The 17,455-nt window shown below is 67.8% G+C and carries 22 protein-coding genes; 14 read left to right on the forward strand and 8 right to left on the reverse strand.

Annotated features, from left to right (window positions below; all coding sequences use genetic code 11):
• Positions 1–15 precede the first annotated feature (15 nt).
• From JOE30_RS18665 to JOE30_RS18675, 3 genes are read left to right on the forward strand one after another with little or no spacing between them, the layout of a single operon-like run.
• On the forward strand, positions 16–423 hold the full coding sequence (locus JOE30_RS18665) for a hypothetical protein (protein WP_204868495.1): 408 nt from the start codon (positions 16–18) through the stop codon (positions 421–423).
• A gap of 59 nt (positions 424–482) precedes the next feature.
• Positions 483–818: a hypothetical protein gene (locus tag JOE30_RS18670; RefSeq protein WP_204868496.1), complete on the forward strand. Its 336-nt coding sequence runs from the start codon at positions 483–485 to the stop codon at positions 816–818.
• The gene (locus JOE30_RS18675) at positions 815–1,150 is read left to right on the forward strand and encodes a hypothetical protein (protein WP_204868497.1); all 336 of its coding nucleotides are present in this window, start codon (positions 815–817) and stop codon (positions 1,148–1,150) included. Before JOE30_RS18670 ends, JOE30_RS18675 begins: the two co-directional genes overlap by 4 nt.
• 9 nt (positions 1,151–1,159) lie before the next feature.
• On the opposite strand, the gene JOE30_RS21730 is transcribed toward JOE30_RS18675, so the two are convergent.
• Both JOE30_RS21730 and JOE30_RS18685 read right to left on the reverse strand, forming a co-directional pair.
• Positions 1,160–1,972 (reverse strand): MerR family transcriptional regulator, encoded by an 813-nt coding sequence (locus JOE30_RS21730; protein WP_204868498.1) that lies wholly within the window; start codon positions 1,970–1,972, stop codon positions 1,160–1,162.
• 12 nt (positions 1,973–1,984) lie between these two features.
• The gene (locus JOE30_RS18685; protein WP_204868499.1) at positions 1,985–2,320 is read right to left on the reverse strand and encodes a nuclear transport factor 2 family protein; all 336 of its coding nucleotides are present in this window, start codon (positions 2,318–2,320) and stop codon (positions 1,985–1,987) included.
• Positions 2,321–2,481: 161 nt separating this feature from the next.
• Between JOE30_RS18685 and JOE30_RS18690 the strand changes: the two genes are divergently transcribed.
• From JOE30_RS18690 to tatC, 3 genes are read left to right on the forward strand one after another with little or no spacing between them, the layout of a single operon-like run.
• Positions 2,482–3,459 (forward strand): intradiol ring-cleavage dioxygenase, encoded by a 978-nt coding sequence (locus JOE30_RS18690; protein ID WP_204868500.1) that lies wholly within the window; start codon positions 2,482–2,484, stop codon positions 3,457–3,459.
• Between the two features lie 31 nt (positions 3,460–3,490).
• Positions 3,491–3,724: a twin-arginine translocase TatA/TatE family subunit gene (locus JOE30_RS18695; RefSeq protein ID WP_204868501.1), complete on the forward strand. Its 234-nt coding sequence runs from the start codon at positions 3,491–3,493 to the stop codon at positions 3,722–3,724.
• Positions 3,721–4,503, forward strand: coding sequence for a twin-arginine translocase subunit TatC (tatC, locus tag JOE30_RS18700; protein WP_204868502.1), 783 nt, complete (start codon positions 3,721–3,723; stop codon positions 4,501–4,503). Before JOE30_RS18695 ends, tatC begins: the two co-directional genes overlap by 4 nt.
• A gap of 298 nt (positions 4,504–4,801) precedes the next feature.
• Here the strand turns inward: tatC and JOE30_RS18705 are convergent, their stop codons facing one another.
• The gene (locus JOE30_RS18705; protein WP_204868503.1) at positions 4,802–5,914 is read right to left on the reverse strand and encodes an ABC transporter substrate-binding protein; all 1,113 of its coding nucleotides are present in this window, start codon (positions 5,912–5,914) and stop codon (positions 4,802–4,804) included.
• A gap of 136 nt (positions 5,915–6,050) precedes the next feature.
• On the opposite strand from JOE30_RS18705, the gene JOE30_RS18710 reads away from it, so the two are divergent.
• Positions 6,051–6,488 carry a hypothetical protein gene (locus JOE30_RS18710; RefSeq protein WP_204868504.1) on the forward strand — a complete coding sequence of 146 codons (438 nt, stop codon included), beginning with the start codon at positions 6,051–6,053 and terminating at the stop codon, positions 6,486–6,488.
• A gap of 19 nt (positions 6,489–6,507) precedes the next feature.
• Here the strand turns inward: JOE30_RS18710 and JOE30_RS18715 are convergent, their stop codons facing one another.
• A complete protein-coding gene (locus JOE30_RS18715; protein ID WP_204868505.1) occupies positions 6,508–7,170 on the reverse strand; it encodes an NAD(P)H-dependent oxidoreductase in 663 nt (220 codons plus the stop codon).
• Positions 7,171–7,268: 98 nt separating this feature from the next.
• On the opposite strand from JOE30_RS18715, the gene JOE30_RS18720 reads away from it, so the two are divergent.
• The gene (locus tag JOE30_RS18720) at positions 7,269–7,844 is read left to right on the forward strand and encodes a TetR/AcrR family transcriptional regulator (protein WP_239532415.1); all 576 of its coding nucleotides are present in this window, start codon (positions 7,269–7,271) and stop codon (positions 7,842–7,844) included.
• Positions 7,845–7,872: 28 nt separating this feature from the next.
• On the opposite strand, the gene JOE30_RS18725 is transcribed toward JOE30_RS18720, so the two are convergent.
• A complete protein-coding gene (locus JOE30_RS18725; protein WP_204868507.1) occupies positions 7,873–9,153 on the reverse strand; it encodes an EAL domain-containing protein in 1,281 nt (426 codons plus the stop codon).
• A gap of 198 nt (positions 9,154–9,351) precedes the next feature.
• Between JOE30_RS18725 and JOE30_RS18730 the strand changes: the two genes are divergently transcribed.
• Genes JOE30_RS18730 through JOE30_RS18740 form a run of 3 tightly spaced genes read left to right on the forward strand, consistent with a single transcriptional unit; the run spans position 9,352 to position 11,492 of the window.
• Complete coding sequence (locus tag JOE30_RS18730; protein WP_204868508.1) at positions 9,352–10,203, forward strand: NAD(P)-dependent oxidoreductase; 852 nt, start codon at positions 9,352–9,354, stop codon at positions 10,201–10,203.
• A 3-nt stretch (positions 10,204–10,206) separates the two neighbouring features.
• On the forward strand, positions 10,207–10,842 hold the full coding sequence (locus JOE30_RS18735) for a TetR/AcrR family transcriptional regulator (protein ID WP_204868509.1): 636 nt from the start codon (positions 10,207–10,209) through the stop codon (positions 10,840–10,842).
• Positions 10,839–11,492 (forward strand): enoyl-CoA hydratase-related protein, encoded by a 654-nt coding sequence (locus JOE30_RS18740; RefSeq protein WP_204868510.1) that lies wholly within the window; start codon positions 10,839–10,841, stop codon positions 11,490–11,492. The genes JOE30_RS18735 and JOE30_RS18740 overlap by 4 nt, the downstream gene beginning before the upstream one ends.
• 19 nt (positions 11,493–11,511) lie before the next feature.
• Here JOE30_RS18740 and JOE30_RS18745 read toward each other — a convergent pair whose 3' ends face one another.
• Positions 11,512–13,014, reverse strand: a complete 1,503-nt coding sequence (locus tag JOE30_RS18745) for an NAD(P)/FAD-dependent oxidoreductase (RefSeq protein WP_204868511.1) — start codon at positions 13,012–13,014, stop codon at positions 11,512–11,514.
• A 99-nt stretch (positions 13,015–13,113) separates the two neighbouring features.
• A complete protein-coding gene (locus JOE30_RS18750) occupies positions 13,114–13,791 on the reverse strand; it encodes an alpha/beta fold hydrolase (protein ID WP_204868512.1) in 678 nt (225 codons plus the stop codon).
• A 91-nt stretch (positions 13,792–13,882) separates the two neighbouring features.
• Here JOE30_RS18750 and JOE30_RS18755 point away from each other — a divergent pair, with 91 nt between their 5' ends.
• Positions 13,883–14,737 carry an alpha/beta fold hydrolase gene (locus JOE30_RS18755; RefSeq protein WP_204868513.1) on the forward strand — a complete coding sequence of 285 codons (855 nt, stop codon included), beginning with the start codon at positions 13,883–13,885 and terminating at the stop codon, positions 14,735–14,737.
• Here JOE30_RS18755 and JOE30_RS18760 read toward each other — a convergent pair.
• Positions 14,718–15,596 carry a methyltransferase domain-containing protein gene (locus JOE30_RS18760; protein WP_209993108.1) on the reverse strand — a complete coding sequence of 293 codons (879 nt, stop codon included), beginning with the start codon at positions 15,594–15,596 and terminating at the stop codon, positions 14,718–14,720. The two genes, JOE30_RS18755 and JOE30_RS18760, sit on opposite strands and share 20 nt — an antisense overlap.
• 48 nt (positions 15,597–15,644) lie before the next feature.
• Between JOE30_RS18760 and JOE30_RS18765 the strand changes: the two genes are divergently transcribed.
• Positions 15,645–16,457, forward strand: coding sequence for a class I SAM-dependent methyltransferase (locus JOE30_RS18765; protein ID WP_204868515.1), 813 nt, complete (start codon positions 15,645–15,647; stop codon positions 16,455–16,457).
• Positions 16,448–17,434 carry a phytanoyl-CoA dioxygenase family protein gene (locus JOE30_RS18770; protein ID WP_204868516.1) on the forward strand — a complete coding sequence of 329 codons (987 nt, stop codon included), beginning with the start codon at positions 16,448–16,450 and terminating at the stop codon, positions 17,432–17,434. The genes JOE30_RS18765 and JOE30_RS18770 overlap by 10 nt, the downstream gene beginning before the upstream one ends.
• Positions 17,435–17,455 lie beyond the last annotated feature (21 nt).

Here is a 17,455-nt window from a genome sequence, read left to right on the forward strand (position 1 = left end):
TGTGATGGTGGACGTATGACAGATCGCCCGTGGTTCGAACGACCCGCTGTGGAGAAAGCGGGTACGACGTTCTTCCTGGTGTTCTTCGCCGCGCTCGTCCTCCCCGACGCGGTGTCCGCGCTCGTCTCGGCGCCGTCGTGGTGGCATGTCGCGAAAGCAACAGCGTGCGTCGTCCTCGTCGCCTACGCCGGTACCGCTTTCGTCAGAGCGTGGTTCCTCGGTGGCAGCGCCCAGTCGACGAGGCTGATACCTTCCCTCGATCCAGCCGAGGTTCCGCGAGCCGACGTCGAGACTGCCGTGGCGTCGGCGCCGTCCAGAGTGATGGCGGTGAAAGCACTGAGGGAGACACACCCCGGGCTGGGGCTACGCGAGGCATCGCTGTTGGTGGACGCCGCGCGGCGTCCGCCCACAGACGGGCCATGAGGAGCCGCCGTACGAACCGATCGGTACGCTGAGGAGATCCGCTACGTGAGGAGAAGCAGATGACCGTGATCCCGGCCGTCGCGCTCGTCGTCATCGGCAGTTTTCTGGCTGCAGTGGGTGCCAAGATCACGGGCCGGGAGAACCCGCGAGTCGTTCTTTCGATGACACATGAGAACACCGCGACTCGGATCACGACGAGAATTCGCCTGCTTCGCGGGCTCGGCGTCTTCGCGCTGATGCTCGGCAGCTTCTACCTCGGACCAGCGTTGTGGCCACACTCCTTCGCGGGACCCATTGCGCTGAGCACGGCGGTGCTGACGATCGGCTACTTCCTTCCCCACGTCGTCATCACACGCCGCCACAATTCGGCCGTCGAGGGTCAGGTGACCTCGTGATCGCGGCAGCGCTCGTCCTCGTCGTCGCTGCGGCGCTGCGTATCTGGACCGATCTCCAGGTGTCCGCCGTGAACGTCGGCCACAGGTTGCCCGTCACGTGGGGGCAGTTCGCCGTTCCCCTCCCTCGGACCCTGCGCTGGACGAGAGTGCTCAGCTCGGCCGCTGTTCTCTGGGGCGCACTGGCACTGGGTTCGACCGTGTACGACTACCGCAATCCGATGCCGAGCGTGGTCATGATGATCGCGATCATCGTCCTCGCCCTCTACGCTCCGAGCGTGGTCATCACCACCACTCACAATCGTCATCACGCAACGCGCGCAACCAGACCCTGACGGCCGCGGTCACAGCACGGTGGGGTCCCGGACCGGCCACCCGATCTCCGTCACCAGTTCACCCTCGGAGTGGACGCCTCGCGGATAGCGCTCGCGTACGGGGCCGTCTCGCCCGATGCCGTGTTCGGCGACATGGGTGCCGAGCGCAGAGTACGTCTCGTCGATCCGGGCGTCCGGACCGTCGTGCAGCGCCACGGCGAACTGGCCTCCGGCAACCGTCACCACGTCGAGAGCGCACCGAGCCGCACGCGCCGAGTCGACGGGGTACCACAATGATGCGGAGCCCGTCTCGTCCGCGAACAGTTCCTTGTCGAAGTCGGCCCCGAGCGGCCCGACAGCCTCGATTCCAGCACTACGCAGGCGCTCGATCAGGGTGTCGTGCGCGGTATTCCACCAGTCCGCGACGCCAGACAGCGTCACGGTGCCGCTGACGGCCACGGCGACGATCGGGGGGTCGTTCCGCATCCCGATCGACGGCGACGCCGTCGACGCGTCCACCAGTGCGCGGAGAGACGACACCGCGTCCTGCGTCCGCCGCAATTCCGACTCCAGTCGGTCGAGGTGCTGCGTGAGTACTCTGCGCCGAACACTGCCGTTCTCGGCGGTGACGTAGGACCGCACATCGGGAAGCGGCATGTCGAGGTCGCGCAGACGCTTGATCATCCGTGCACCCGCGACCTGGGAGACGTCGTAATAGCGGTACCCACTCGACGGATCGACGTCGGCCGGTTCCAGGAGGCCCTCATCGTGATAGAGCCGCAACGCTTTGCGCGTCAGTCTCGTCATCATCGAGAACTCGCCGATGGTCACCCGCGCCGCCACGGACCCAGTCTCTCATCCACCGATGGTCAACCGTGAGATCACGCCGTCGGCGAGCTCGAATCGGTAGACGAGGTCTGCCACCCCACCGGGGAAGTTCCCCGCGATACGTACCGAGACTCGATGATTCCTCGCATCGACGAGCTCGGACCCCGTCACCGTCGTGGTGTAGGTGTAGCGGCCGGCCACGGTCTCACGCCACGCGCGGATCTCGTCGCGTCCCCGGTAGGTGTGGCCTTCGTCCGTCACAGTTCCGTCGGGGGCAAAGCAGGTCGTGAGTGCGTCGATGTCGTCGCGGTCGGCGGCATCGAGGTAGCGGAGAACGACGTCGGGAGCATCTGTGGCGGTCATGCCTCGAGAATCAGCCCTGCCCCGAGGTGAAGGTCAAGTGGTGGCTGGACAACACACACTCCCGGGAACCCCACAGCTGGCGTGCAGGCCGCTCCCCGGAACCTCACGAAGTATCGACTCCACACCGAAACACACACCGCGACAACCGAGGAGCCACCCCGATGAGCACCGTTCCCGAACCCACGACCACACCCGACGGGCCCACCTACGACGGGCGCCCACTCCCCCGGCCCGACGAAGACGTGGTCGATCAGGGAGTCGGTTTCGACGTCGCCACTCTCGTCACCCGCCGCAGAGTCCTCAGCGTCGTCGGCGCCGGAGCCGGAGCCCTGGCCCTGGCCGCGTGCTCGGGGTCGTCCGATGCGACGACCGCGGCGTCGCCCTCCGCGACGACCACCGCCGCCGCCACGAACGAGATCCCCGACGAGACCAACGGCCCGTACCCGGCCGACGGAAGCAACGGTGTCAACATCCTCGAGGAATCGGGAATCGTCCGCGCCGACGTCACCTCGAGCCTGGACAGCGACACCGTTGCCGCCGGAGTCCCGTTGTCGGTGACCTTCACCGTCACCGATCTGGCGAACGACAACCGTCCCTTCGACAGTGTCGCCGTCTATCTGTGGCACTGCGATGCAGCGGGTCTCTACTCGATGTACTCCGACGGCGTCGAGGACGAGACGTACCTGCGCGGCGTCCAGGTCGCCGACGCCGCCGGCGTCGTGACCTTCACGACCATCGTCCCGGCCTGCTACTCCGGCCGCTGGACGCACATCCACTTCGAGGTCTACCCGGATGTCGACTCCGCGACCACCGCGGACAATGCGATCGCGACGTCCCAGATGGCTTTCCCCCGCGACATGCTCGACGCCGTCTACCAGCAGGACACCTACGCCGGGTCGAGCGAGAACCTCGCGCAGATCGGCAGTCTCGACAACGACAACGTGTTCGGCGACGGGTACGACCTGGAGATGGGCACCTTCACCGGCGACCCCACCTCCGGCTACGTCGGATCGCTGGCCGTCGCCGTCGACACCACCACCGAGCCCACCGCCGGCGCAGCACCGGCCGGGGGCGGACCTGGCGGCGGCGGACAGCCTCCCATGGGCGGCGGAACCCCTCCCACTGCACCGTCGAACTGACACCCTGATCACCCACACAGAAGGAATCACCATGTTGCACAACCTGACCGGCTGGCACGCACTCATCGTCCTCGCCATCCTGCTTCTCGTTTTCGGCTCGACCAAGCTCCCCTCCCTTGCCAGGGGCGTCGGGCAGTCCATGCGCATCCTCAAGGACGAGGTCCGTGACGACACCCCCGCGCGGTCGACGGAACGCGGCTCCTCCGTCGACTCGACCACGGCCGTCGCAGAGGGTGCCCCCGTGCCGTACCGACACGCCTCATGACGTCGAGCACCGCCGCGCGAGGCACGATGCCGCTCGCCGGGCATGTCAGCGAGGCACGCCGCCGCGCGACCCGCGCGGCGGTGTCGCTGGTCGTCGGGGTGATTCTCGGCTTCGCTCTGTCCGATCACATCCTCGACGTCCTCCGCACGCCGGTCGAGGAACTCGCGCTGTCCCGTCAGGCCAGCCTGAACTACGACACCGTCACCGGGGCCTTCGACCTGCAGATGAGGATCGGGCTGTTCTCGGGAATCATTCTCTCGAGCCCGGTCTGGCTGCGAGAACTGTTCGCGTATCTCACCCCCGGCTTCACGGCTCGGGAGAAGAAGTACGTCCTCGGATTCACCGCGGCGGCAGTGCCCCTGTTCGCCACCGGGTGCGCTTTCGGCTTCCTCGTCTTCCCCCGCATGGTCACCGTCCTCGCGAGCTTCTCCTCCGACCAGGACAGCACCATCCTCGACGCCTCTTACTACGTCGACTTCGTCATGAAGATCGTCCTCGCCACCGGAGTCGCGTTCGTCCTCCCCGTGCTGCTGGTGATGCTCAACTGCCTCGGAGTCCTGTCCGCCCACCGTCTACGCAGAAGTTGGCGCATCATCGTCGTCGTCATCGCCCTCTTCAGCGCGCTCGTCACGCCGGCGGCCGACGTGCTGTCGATGTTCCTCGTCGCGCTGCCGATGTCGGCGCTCTTCGGAGCCGCCGTGGCCATCACCACCGTCCACGACCGGCATGCACTCACCTCGAACCCCACCACGATCCGGAGCACCCCATGTTCGGCCTGACCCTCGAGAAGCTGTTCTTCGTCGCCGTCATCGCCGGCCTCGTACTCGGACCGAGCCGGCTACCCGGCTACGCACACCACCTCACCCGCGCGATTCGAACGCTGAAGCAGTTCGTCGAGACGACGCGCGCCACGGCAGAGCGGGAGATGGGCGTGCCGCTCCACCGTTCGGAGTGGGAGGCACTCGACCTACGGCAATACGACCCGCGTCGCATCGTGCGGGAGGCACTCCACGACACGACCCCGACGACCGTCGTGACGGACGAGATGATCGAGCAGGCGGAGCGAGTGCGCCCGGGTCAGAAGTACCTAGTGACGGGACCGTCCTCGCACCCCGTCCGCACCCTCATCGCATCGTTGCCCGCCGACGACCCCCGACGAAGTGCTGCGAGACTCGTGACAGAAGAAGACGCGCCTGCCGCTGATGCGAGCCCTCCCCAGCGAGAAGCGCTGTAATGCAAGTGCTGGCCGGCCGACCCGTACATCTGCTCGACGAGGTCGAGTGACCACTGCGCCGTGATCGGCCCACCGTCGTTGGTGAACTTGTCCGTTCGCACCACCCGCCCGTCCCGCACAGCCGGCAGATCGGCCCAGAGGCGATTCGACTCCAGTGCTCGTAGATCGTCACTCGACGTGATGGCCGCGAGAAGAACGTCCGAATCCGCTGCGACAGGGATGTTCTCCGCTGCGAACTCGGCCTCGGGACGAGCCGATTGCCAGGCCTGTCCGAATCGAGCTCCGACGTCCTCCAGCACCAGCGAGGTGATTCGCTCCCTGTTGATCGAGATGCCACCACCGTCTCCGGTGGCTATCGACAGCACGGTCGTGTCACCGAGAGGTCCTGCGAGTCGCTGTCGGAGCGCGTCGACGCGGTCCGAGTACTCGCCGAGCAGTGTGGCGGCCGTGTCCTCGCGGCCCAGTGCCGCACCGACCCTGGTCACGTCGTCCTGCCAGGACACCCCGGAATCGGTCGATCCCACGGGGAGCACAGGCGCGACGGCGCTCAACTGGTCGTAGATTTCTTCGACCACCTCGTCACGCGCGATGATGAGGTCGGGATCCGCTGCGGCCACGGCTTCGATGTCGATGCTGTTGCGCGGGAACAGCTCCGCGACTCCCCGCGACAGCAGGTCTCGGGTCGGTGCGGTCAACGGCCCCGGGATCTCCGGCGGAGCCTCCGACTCGACGGGCATGCCGACGACCGGGAGGCCGAAGGACAAGGCGATGTCCAGGTCCCGACGCCCGTCGATGACCACGACCGACCGGATCTCGTCGGGAACGACGATCTCACCCAGGCTGGTGTCGACCGTGCGGCCCGTGGCGTCCTCGGCCGAGACGTCTGCACTGCAGGCGGTCAGCACCGCGACAGCACCGGCAAGAGCGATGAGTTTGGTAAAGGATTGGTAATGCACGTCTCACCGTAGCGAGGTGGCCGACAGGACAGGGGTGCCAGCTCGGGCTCGAGCATGTGTGTCCGGTCACCTCGCGGTCGAGGGTGACATTCTCCGCGCGTTGTAACGCGCAGGCGTCCGCCACCGACCAGGTGGTATGACACTGTCGCGGGTCGCCCGCTCCCTGTTCGTCGCCGCAGCGTGTTCGGCCGCCGCGCTACTCGCATCGGGCACGGCACATGCCGAGGTCGTCGACCTGGACATTCTGCCCGGGCTGAGCTTCGGTCCCACCACGCCGTACGGCGTGGGATGCACGTACGTCGCCGTGGCCCGCACTGCCGATCTCTCCGGCCCGCGCGTCGACATCGCTCCACTGGACACTGAGTCGATCATGCCCCTGGAGGAGTTCGCCTGGCAGTTCGACGGTTACTGGTCGTCACCGGTGATCGCCGGACACAAGGTGTCCCTCTGGACGCCGACGACTCCCGGCGAGCATTCGCTCATGGCGTACGAGACGTCCGCGGGTGGGCCCGTCGCCACCGTCACGGTCAACCCCGCGACCGCGGTGGGGCCGCTCTGCTTCGTGGCACCCTGACGCGAAAGGCACGGCCGGCTCACCGCACGGCGGACACGTCCCGCACCTCCCGATTCTGCGCATCGGAACGCACCCCGGAAGCCTCCGCCGCCGAGGTACGGACCCGGGCCGCCACGCCGTCCACGATCGCGGCCGCTTCCCGCGCGAGAGAATTACGTGAGCGCGCCTCGGAGTCGTGAACGATTGTCGTCAGACCGGTTCGCGCGCCGGTGTATCCGAGAATGCCGGTGATGATCTGGGTGGACAGAGCGGTGTCGTAGCCGCGCTTCGCGAATCCCTCCGCGTCCTCTCCCGCAACCATGACCAGATGCACGGTCAGGTGGTCGAGTTTGCGCCCGGTCGGCGCGACGTCGGTGTCGAATGCCCACCCGTCGGTGAAGACGCGATCGACCCACCCCTTCAGGAGCGCCGGCATAGACCACCAGTAGACCGGAAAGACCAGGACCAGGTCGTCGACACCGTCCAGGCGACGTTGCTCGGCGAGCACATCCGCAGGAGGAGTCCCACCCGCCGGATACCCGGCGCGATCCTCGAGCGAGAACCGCGGATCGAAGCCCTCGGCATGGAGGTCGGCGACAGCGGTCGACACCTCGTCCTCGGTGAGTCGGTCGGCGACGGAACGAGCGAGACGCTGAGTGAAGGACGTGGTGTCGGGGTGGGCGACGACGACGAGCGTGGTCATGACAATCCTCTCGGTCGGGATGTACCATCAGTAGGTTACCAACGGTAGGTTACCAAAGGTACATAAGAGACGAGGCGGTGTCGATGGCGCGGGTGCGGATGACGAGAGAGGATCGCCACGGGCAACTGGTGACCCTGGCCTGGACGATCGTGCGCGAAGAAGGTACCGACGCGCTGACACTGGGACGACTCGCGCACGCGGCCGGCATCACCAAACCTGTCGTCTACAGCCACTTTCCGTCCCGTTCAGCCTTACTGGTGGCCTTGTTCGAGGCGTACGACGCGACTCAGACACTCGCACTGGAGCAGGCTCTCGACGCGGTCGACGATTCACTCGCCGAACGAGCGCGCGCCATCGCCACGGCGCACGTCGACTGCGTGGTCACCCACGGGCGCGAACTGGCAGGCGTCGCCGCGGCCCTGGAAGGCGCACCCGAGTTGGCCGACTACAAACGCCGCGCGGACGCCGCGTACTCGGATCGGTGTCGATCATTCCTCGAACCGTTCGCCGAGGGAGCGCTTCCGGCGTCGACCATGACTGCCGTTCTCGGTGCCGCGGACGCACTCTCGGCAGAAGCGGCTGCGGGAAATTTGGACACCAGGGAGGCGTACGACGAACTGACGGCGACCATCGTCGACGGAGTGAAGCGCCATACTCGACGCGGCGACGACTGACCGGGGCGAGGTCGAGGATGCGTGAGGATCATCCGCGAGACGGCAGCACGCGCCTCATCAACGACCGTGCCGCCGACACGACCAGGCGACGGTCGTGCGTGAGGATGAACTCGAACCGCCGATCGGCGTCGGGAACGTCGACATCGCCGAGGTCGCGAGCGATCAAGGCCGCGAAGTAGTGCCGCCCCACCGCCGTCACCGTCCACTCGCCCGAGAAGCGTTCGGTCGCATCGAGTGCGGCGCCGCGCACTCCCGGAGCCGGCTCGTCCGGCAGGCCCACCCCCAGCGCGGCGATGAACGGGTGCAGTGTCGCGAGATCGGCATACCGGTCGACCACGTTCGGCGCGAACCACCGGGCACGTTGGAACGCCGAGAGCACGATGAGTGGGTCCACGGCGCCGCGGGCGTGGTCCTCGATCTGACGAGCCATGCTCAGCACGAACGCTTTTCGCCCCACCAGGGGCGCTATCTCCTCGAACAGATCGGACGGCACCTCCGGCACTGCAGAACCGGCCGACGACCGCCTGCGTGACACCACCGACGGCGTCCGTTCGAGAACGTCGCGGCGTCGCGACGTGTCGGACGGCAACGCCGCGGGCCGGCCGAACAGCCAGCCCTGCCCCAGGGTGGCACCGAGCGCTCGGGCACGGGCCAGGTGCTCTTCGTTCTCCACACCCTCGGCGAGGATCGTCGCGCCGGTGAACTCGGCGTGCGCACGCACCGCGGCGATGACACGCGCTTGCGCCGGACTCGGATCGGATTGCACCAGCGTGCGATCCAGCTTGATGATGTCCGGTGCCACGAATTCCAGCATGGTGACCGTGGCCTCGTTGGCCCCGACGTCGTCGAGTGCCACCGAGCACCCCAGTCGCCGAGCAGCGTCGACCACCGTCAGCAGCGTGGCGGGATCGGACATCAGCGACCTCTCGGTCAGTTCGATCACGACGTTGATCGGCCGGTCGAAGCTGTCGAGCATTCTCCGCGCGAAGTCGGGTATGACGGGCCCGTTGTGCGGTTCGACGTTGATGAAGACGCTGTACTCGGTACTCAGACCGGCCTCCGCGGCACCGGAGAGCGCGGCCAGTCGGCATGCCCAGTCGAGCTCTCGCACCACACCTCGGCCCGCCGCCTCGTCGAACACCCGTCCGACATCCACACCGGGTACCGCGGGCCACCGAGCCAAGGCTTCGTAGCCGACCACCACTCGGGAGTCCAGGTCCACGATCGGCTGATACACCGATCGCGCTCCCCACACGTCCGCCAGGACGGCCTCGACCGCGTGGGATTCGGGATCGACGATGCGCTGCACGTCACCCTCTCCGACGGACTTTGGGGTTGGTCCGCCGCCGCTCACCTACGGAGCGACTGTGATCATCCCCAGTCTACTGGTCCCGCGCATGTCGGGAAGCTGATCGGTGTTCGAATTACCGAGCAACCGCTCTGCTACGGTCCGAGGTGTCCGCGGTAGTGACCGTTCACCGCGACATCGACGAAGGACGGACGGCTCATGACTTTCTCGGGTAAGACCGTGTTCATCTCCGGGGCCAGCCGCGGTATCGGGTTGGCCATCGCGAAGCGCCTCGCAGCGGACGGCGCCAACATCGCGCTGCTGGCGAAGACCGCCGAACCCCACCCGAAGCTCGACGGGACCCTGTACACCGCGGCCGCGGAGATCGAGGAGGCGGGCGGGCAGGCGCTGCCCATCGTCGGAGACGTTCGAGACGGCGAGGCGGTGCAGGCTGCCGTCGGCGCCGCCGTGGAGCAGTTCGGCGGCATCGACATCTGCATCAACAACGCCTCGGCGATCAACCTCGGATCCATCGACGAGGTTGCTCTCAAACAGTTCGATCTGATGAACGGCATCCAGGTGCGCGGGACGTATGCCGTGTCGCAGGCGTGCCTGCCGCACATGAAGGGCCGCGAGAACCCGCACGTCCTCACGCTCTCACCGCCCTTGCGCCTCGAACAGCGGTGGCTCGCGCCGACCCCCTACATGATGGCCAAGTTCGGGATGACGTTGTGCGCCCTGGGAATCGCGGAGGAGATGCGGGAGATCGGCATCGCCTCCAACACGCTGTGGCCTCGCACGTTCATCGCGACCGCCGCGGTGCAGAACCTGCTCGGCGGCGACAAGGCGATGAGCGAGGCACGCAAGCCCGAGATCTACGCGGACGCGGCATACGCGGTGCTGAGCAGACCGGCCCGCGACTACACGGGACAGACACTGCTGTGCGAGGACGTCCTGCTGGAGTCGGGCGTGACCGATCTGTCGACCTACGACTGCACGCCGGGAGGCGATCTCACAGTGGACATCTGGGTCGACGAGCCCAATCCCCCGGGCTACCGACCACCCGCCTGAGTCGTGCCACGCCCCCGCCTCCACGACCTCGACGCGCTGATGGACGCCGCCGAAACGCTGGCGGTCGACTCCGGTGCCTCCGCAGTCACGATCCGCGCGATGTCGGAGCGCACCTCGGTCTCCAACGGCGCCATCTATCACGCGTTCGGGTCACGAGCGGGCCTCCTCGGACGAGTGTGGGTCCGTGACGCACGTCGGATGCTCACACTGCAGAACGACGCGGTGACCACGGCGCTCGAGCACCGCACCGGACGTGACTCCGCCGTCCGGGCCGTCGTGGCGGCAGCGGACGCACCGGCCGCATTCCTGGCCGAATCACCGGTCGCAGCACGGTTTCTCATGACTGTCTCGCGGCGAGAGCTGTTGGGCACCGACGACCTGCCCGACGAGGTCGCCGCAGACTTGCGCACCCTCGACGAGACACTGGTCGCACTGCTCGTCCAACTCGCCCGGGCCCTGTGGAACCGCGCCGATCGCGAGAGCGTCGCCGTCGTCGAGGACTGCGTCGTCGGACTCCCGACAGCACTGTTGCTGCGCGGCACCAGATCACCGGACACCGCCGCCCGAGAACGACTCGCCGCCGCCGTCCGCGGCGTCCTCGCCCTGCCCCCACCGACCACACGAAAGGCCTCCTCATGACCGCCACTCTCGACCTCCGCGACGGCATCGCCGTCCTCACCCTCGGGGACGACGAGAACCGCTTCTCCCCGGACTGGCTCGACACCGTCGGCGCCCAGCTCGATCAGGTCGAAGCCGACGCCCGCGGACTCGTCACCGTCGGCACCGGGAAGTTCTACTCCAACGGACTCGACCTCGACTGGCTCATGGCCAACGGCGAGCGCGCCGACTGGTACGTCGGCCGCGTGCACGATCTGTTCGCCCGCATCCTCACGTTCCCGCTCCCCACCGTCGCCGCCGTCAACGGCCATGCCTTCGGTGCCGGCGCGATGTTCGCTCTGGCGCACGACTTCCGCATCATGCGCGCCGATCGCGGCTACTACTGCTTCCCCGAGGTCGATATCAACATTCCTTTCACACCGGGCATGGCGGCGCTGATCCAGGCGAAGCTGTCACCGCAGGACGCCGTCGTCGCGATGACGACGGGACACCGCTATGGCGGCGCCGATGCACTGACCGCGCGGCTCGTCGATGCCACCGCCCCGGAAACCGAGGTGGTCGGAGCCGCGATCGAGCGGATCACGCCCATCGCAGGCAAGGATCGCGGCACCCTCGGCGCGATCAAGACCACCATGTTCGCGCCGGTCGTCGCGGCACTGCGCACGACCTGAGATTCGAGCTCGGCGAAGATCAGCCCGCCCGTCCACCGAAGGCATAGTCGGCCAAGGGGAATCGCCGGCTCCGCCACGCCGCCTCGGGAGTGGTCGACGCCCGGAACGGCACGTCCCCATTTCTGGTGAAGTAGTAGCTGTTGGCGCCGGCGCACGTCGGATCGGTGAAGACCTGCCACGACCGACGGGCCAGTATCGCGCTCATGTACTGCTCCTGCGCCGCCGAGGTCACCTCGGCGAAGGTGGCTCTGCGTCGACGAGCCTCGGTCAGGACACGCACGATGTGCGCGGCACTGTTCTCGACCAGGGTGAAGAAGGAGGCGCCGTTGTATCCGTAGGGGCCGAAGACGGTGAAGAAGTTGGGGAAGCCCGCCGTCGCGACACCCTGATAGGTGTGGAACCGCTCGGTCTCCCAGTGCTCCGCCAGATCGGTGCCGTCGGCGGAGGTGAGCGGATACGTCGGCAGCGCATCCCTGTCGGTGACCTTGAATCCGGTGGCGAGGACGAGGACGTCGAGCTCGTGCTGCACGCCGTCGCTCGTGCGAATGCCCCCGGGGGTGATCGCCTCGATGGACGCCGTCTGCAGAGAGACGTTGTCCCGGTTGAACGTCGAGAGATAGGAGTTGTGGAAGCTCGGCCGTTTGCACCCGAGCGCGTACGTCGGAGTCAGGGCGTCCCGTGTGGCCGGATCGCGCACCTGCGCGGCGATGTACCGGCGCGCGGCGACCTGCAGAGCCGCGGTGGCGGGAACCCACTTGTGGAAGTGCGCCAACACCGGGAACGTCGCCTCGACGAATGCCTGGCTCGCCAGGCGGGCGATCTGCCGGACTCCGGGGACTGTATCGAGACACGCGCGTCCCACCCGGCCGAGCGGGAAGTCCGGCTTCGGCAGGCACCAGATGGGGGTGCGTTGAAACACCGCCAGATGATCCACCTCCGGCGCGATCTCCGGGACCACCTGCACCGCCGTCGCGCCGGTACCGATGACGCCGACCCGCTTACCGGCCAATGAGACGTCGTGTTTCCACCGGCTGGTGTGCATCGTCGCGCCCTCGAAGGTGTCGATGCCCTCGATGTCGGGGAGCTTGGGCTGGCTCAGCGGCCCGCCCGCGTGAATCAACCAGCGCGCGGTGACCTCGCCGGCGCTGGTCGAGACCGACCAGCGAGCGGACGACGCATCGAACAAGGCCCCGTGTACGCGCGTGCCGAACTGCAGATGGGGTGCCAGACCGTACTCCTCGACGATCTGTTCCGCGTAGGCACGCAACTCGCGGCCGGGGGCGTAGCTGCGCGACCAGGTGGAACGCTGAGCGAACGAGAACTGGTAGCTGAAGGACGGGATGTCGACCGCCACGCCCGGATAGGTGTTCCACTGCCACGTGCCCCCGGGACCGTCGCCGTCGTCGACGATGAGAAGATCGTCGAAACCGGCCTTGCGGAGCGCGATCGCGGTGCCCAGGCCGGAGAAGCCTCCGCCGACGATGACGATCTCGTGGTGCCTGCGCGGTGACGTGTCGGGCATGAGGCCCCTTCTTCGGCGGTGTGGCCGTCGAGGTGCATCCCTCGTGGCCTCGTGATTCTGCGACGGTACAACTCCGCGTCGATCCCGGGTGGCGCGCAGTCAGCAGCGGCCCACCTCGGCGAGGACCGCCGCGAGGGCTGCAGGCTGATCGAACATCGGCCAATGTGAGCCCGGTAGTTCCCGGAACTCTCCGGTCATGTGTCGGTAGGCGGGTATCGTCGTCGACGATTCGCGGACCTCCGCCTCGGTGACGCTGCTCATCACGAACACACGCCGAATCGATTCCCACGCACCGGTGTAATGGACGGCGCTCGTGGCGGTCGCTCCCGGTTGCGCGACGGACAGTCTGGTCGTGCGCTCGGCACCGGAAGCCAGGAGATCGTCCCAACGCGGCGGCGGTACACGCTCGCCCACCGGTTCCGACGACCCGCCGAAGTCGGATTGCGACATACCGTCCGGCAGCGGCCCGGTGTCGACGAAGACGAGGCTCGCGATCTTCTCCGGTACCCGGTCGGCCACGCTCGGCGTCACCACTGCCCCGGCATAACTGTGACCGACGAGCACGACATCGTCGAGTTCGCCGTACTGCAGCACGTTGACCACGTCGGTCACGTGAGTGTTCAGATCGACGCCGGGGCCCGCCAGGTGCGCCCGCTCGCCCATGCCGGTGAGGCTGACCGTGTGAACATCGTGGCCCTGCTCGCGCAGCTCGGCCGCGACGTCCCGCCAGGCCCAGCCGCCGAGCCAGAATCCGGGAACCAGTACGTAACTCGTCATATCGCACAGAATAGAAATGATCGAGGTCGAGTTCGGTCCGCAATAGCCGGTGTCGCACTCGCCGGCATGCCGACCTCCTAGTGTCGGCACCATGACCGTCGAACGAGTACCGGTGTCGGGCGGACACATCGCCGTCGAGACGCACACGGGCAGCTCCGAGCCGATCCTCGTGATCCACGGGGTGTCCAGCCAGCGCATGCTGTGGAACTGGCTGCACGCGGAGGCGCCTCACCTGACGCTCGTCGCGCCGGACCTCCGCGGCCGCGGTGACAGCGTCGACGTCACGGGCCCGTCGTCACTCACCCGGCACGCCGAGGATCTGGGCGCCGTTCTCGACGCACTGGGACTCGACTCCGTGCACGTGTGCGGCATGTCGATGGGTGCATTCGCGGCGGTGGAGTTCGCAGCGCGGTACCCGTCCAGAGCGAAGAGTCTCGTTCTCGTCGACGGAGGTGTGCCCGTGGGACCGCCGGCCGGTCTCACCCGAGACACCGTCGCGGCCGTGTTCGAGGACCGGATCGCGCGGACGCGGCAGCGATGGGACGACGTCGACGACTACCTCGACTTCCTGGTGTCGACGTCGCTGCCGCTGCTGGACCGTGCCGATCCGCTCCTCCGGGCGTACGCCGAACACGATCTGGCCGACGGTGCGATACGGCTGTCGACCGATGCGGTGGTCGCGGACGCCACGGACGTCTTCTTCGGTGACTCGCGGTTCCGCGAACTGACGTTGCCGATCCGATTCCTGCACGCGCAGTGGAGCGTCGGGGCAGAGTCCCCGCCGATGTACTCGCCGCGGGACATCGACGCTCTCGAGGTGGCGTCCGTCCGAGCACTGAACGGCCTCGACCATGCCGGCACCATCATGACCTCCAGGGGTGCGGCCGCCGTGGGCGCGACGATCGACGACGCACTGCGGGACGGGGTCAGTGACCGGACGCGGTGAAGACGTCGACCGGATGCGGCACTCGCAGGCCCCCGTCCACACCGGGCACCGACACCGCGTCGAGGTAGGCCCGCACCGGACCCTGTAGGTCGGGGGTCAGCCTGGCCTGCACCGCGAAATCGAGCACCTCGTCGCTCGCGGACGCCAGATCGACCAGCGCGTGCAGAGTGGCCACGTCGTCCACGACGATCCCGGCGTCGACGAAGGCCTCTCCGACGTCACCGCTGAACCACTGCCGATGACCCTCGAGCGGCGGTGCGAGGACTCCGACCAGGGCATTCAGCTCGGCCGACGGTGCGACGGCCACCCACAGCTCGCCGCCGGGACGCAGCAGCGCGAGAGCAGCGCGCAGGGTCGCCCCGACGTCGGCGACGTAGTACATCGAGTGCACGAACATCACGACGTCGAAGGTCTCGTCCACCGGGGAGTCGCCGAACGACGCCACGTGGCCGTCGGCGCTCAGCTCGTCGGCATCCAGCGCGGCCATCGTGGCGGTGAATCGCTCGACACTGCCGATCCACGGATCGACTCCGACATACCGCACGGGCCGCCCGGGCACCGCCAGCACCAGCCCGGCGGCGAGACGGACGTCCAGCACGCCGTCACCGCATCCCACCGACAGCACCGAGATCGGTCCGTCCCCCCTGTCAGCCAGCCTCTCGGCGAGGTGCTCGGCGATCAGATCGCGCTGATCGGAGAGCAGTTCGAAAGCGGAATGCAGGCGGGCGTAGGAGTCGGGTTCGAGGCCGGCCAGGGCCGGAGCTCCCCGCCGCACGGCGCGCACACCGTCGAGAAGCACTGCGGCGAGCTCGGTGGGCGGTGGCGCAGCTATGTTGGACATCAGATACGAGTCAATCACGACGCCTCATCCGGTGTGTTGCGGTCGGCTCCTTTCAGGAGGAGTGACATGAGCAGCGGAGACACAGCCGAGCGCAGCCTCGAGCACTGGAGTGAAGCCGGTCGCACGGGCATGGAGGCGTTCTACGCTCTCGCGACCGAGGACTACCGGCAGCTGGCGTTGGCCGCCGACTGGCCGACGCTTCTCAGCGACCGCGCGCACGAAGGCTGGTCGCTGCTCGACGTGGCGTGCGGCAGCGGAAAGTTTCCCACCGCGCTGCGCCGCTACACGGACCTGTCGGCAGTCCCCGAGCTGGCCTACGACCTGCTCGACCCGTCCGCATTCTCCGTCGCCGAGGCACGCGGCGCGCTCGGCGCGCCGTTCGCGGCCCGGCACGACCTGGTGATGACCCTGCAGGACCTCCCCGCGGATCACGCCGGCTACGACGTCGTCTGGGCCACCCACGCGCTCTACGCACTTCCGCCGGACGAATTGGACGCTGCGGCAGAACGATTCGTGGCCGCACTGACTCCCGGAGGTCTGGGCCTGGTCGCACAGGCCACGGCGGCCTCGCACTACCTCGCGTTCTACGACGCCTTCCGCGCCGGGGTGCGCGAGGCGACGCCGTACACGACCGCCGAGCAGGTGCGCGACGCGCTGACACGAGCCGGCGCGGACGTACGCGACCAGCGCGTCACCTACTCGACCGGAACCTCCGACCGCGGCATCGCCGAAGGGTTTCTCCAGCGCTGCGCATTCGACGACTCGGTGTCGCTGGAGGAGATGGAAGCCGCCCCGGTACTGGGCGACTACCTGGCCTCCTGCCGCGACGCGTCCGGTTCCTACACCTTCTCGCACGAGGCGGCCCTGCTGTGGCTCTGAACGACTCGACCACCAATGATCGCCTGCCCGAGCAGAACCGGGACGGCGGTATCGATCAGGACTGGGCAGGCGACGATCAGGACTGGTGGGACTGGTACGTCACGCTGGCCGCGAACGATGCCACGCCCACCGAGCTGGTCGAGGGTCCCGGTATGCCCGAGGTCGAGGCCGCCACGGACGAGCAGGTCGAGCGCGAGCTGGCCGAGCCCTACGACCTGGACCCCGCCTCCGTCGAGGCATTCGCACGGCAGGCTTTCGTGCGACTGCCCGCAGTGCTGTCGCCGGCGGTGGTGCGTCGCCTCGCCGAGCGACTCGAGGAGTTGCTGCGCGCGGAACACGGTGACGACGTCGCCGGCCGATTCACCGCGCTCGAGCAGATGTGGCTCCACGACGATCTGATGCGCGCCGTGGCGCTGTCGCCCCGGATCGGCGGTCTGGCCGCGGCATTGCTCGACGTGCCCGGAGTTCGCCTCTACCACGACAATGCGTTGTCCAAGGAGCCCGGCTGCGGGCGCACGCCGTGGCATCACGACGCCGAGCACTTCCCCCTGCAGACCACCGACGCCGTCACCGCGTGGATGCCGATGTCTGCCATCCCGGGCCGGATGGGTCCGCTGTCCTTCGCCCGCGGCCGGGACGTGCTGAACGAGGTCGCCGATCTGGAGTTCGACAAGGTCGGCACGTCGTACGACGAAGCCGTCACCCAGCGTTTCCTCGAGCGCGACGTCGCGGTGGAAGCGGAGCCGTTCGCGGTGGGAGACGTGTCGTTCCATTCCGCACTGTGCTTTCACACCGCGGGCCCGAACCGGACGACGCAGCCGCGTCGAGCCCTCGCCACCACCTACTTCGCCGACGGCACCCGTGTCGTGGAATCGCCGACCCTCATCAGCGGCACGTGGCGCGAGTTCCTCCCCGGTATCGAGCCGGGCGGGCTCGCGGACTCCGAGCTCAACCCGGTGGTGGGGCGCCGGGACTGAGGCGGTCGAGTTCGTACGGAG

The sequence above is a fragment of the Rhodococcus sp. PvP016 genome (assembly GCF_017832185.1).
Lineage (GTDB): Bacteria > Actinomycetota > Actinomycetes > Mycobacteriales > Mycobacteriaceae > Rhodococcoides.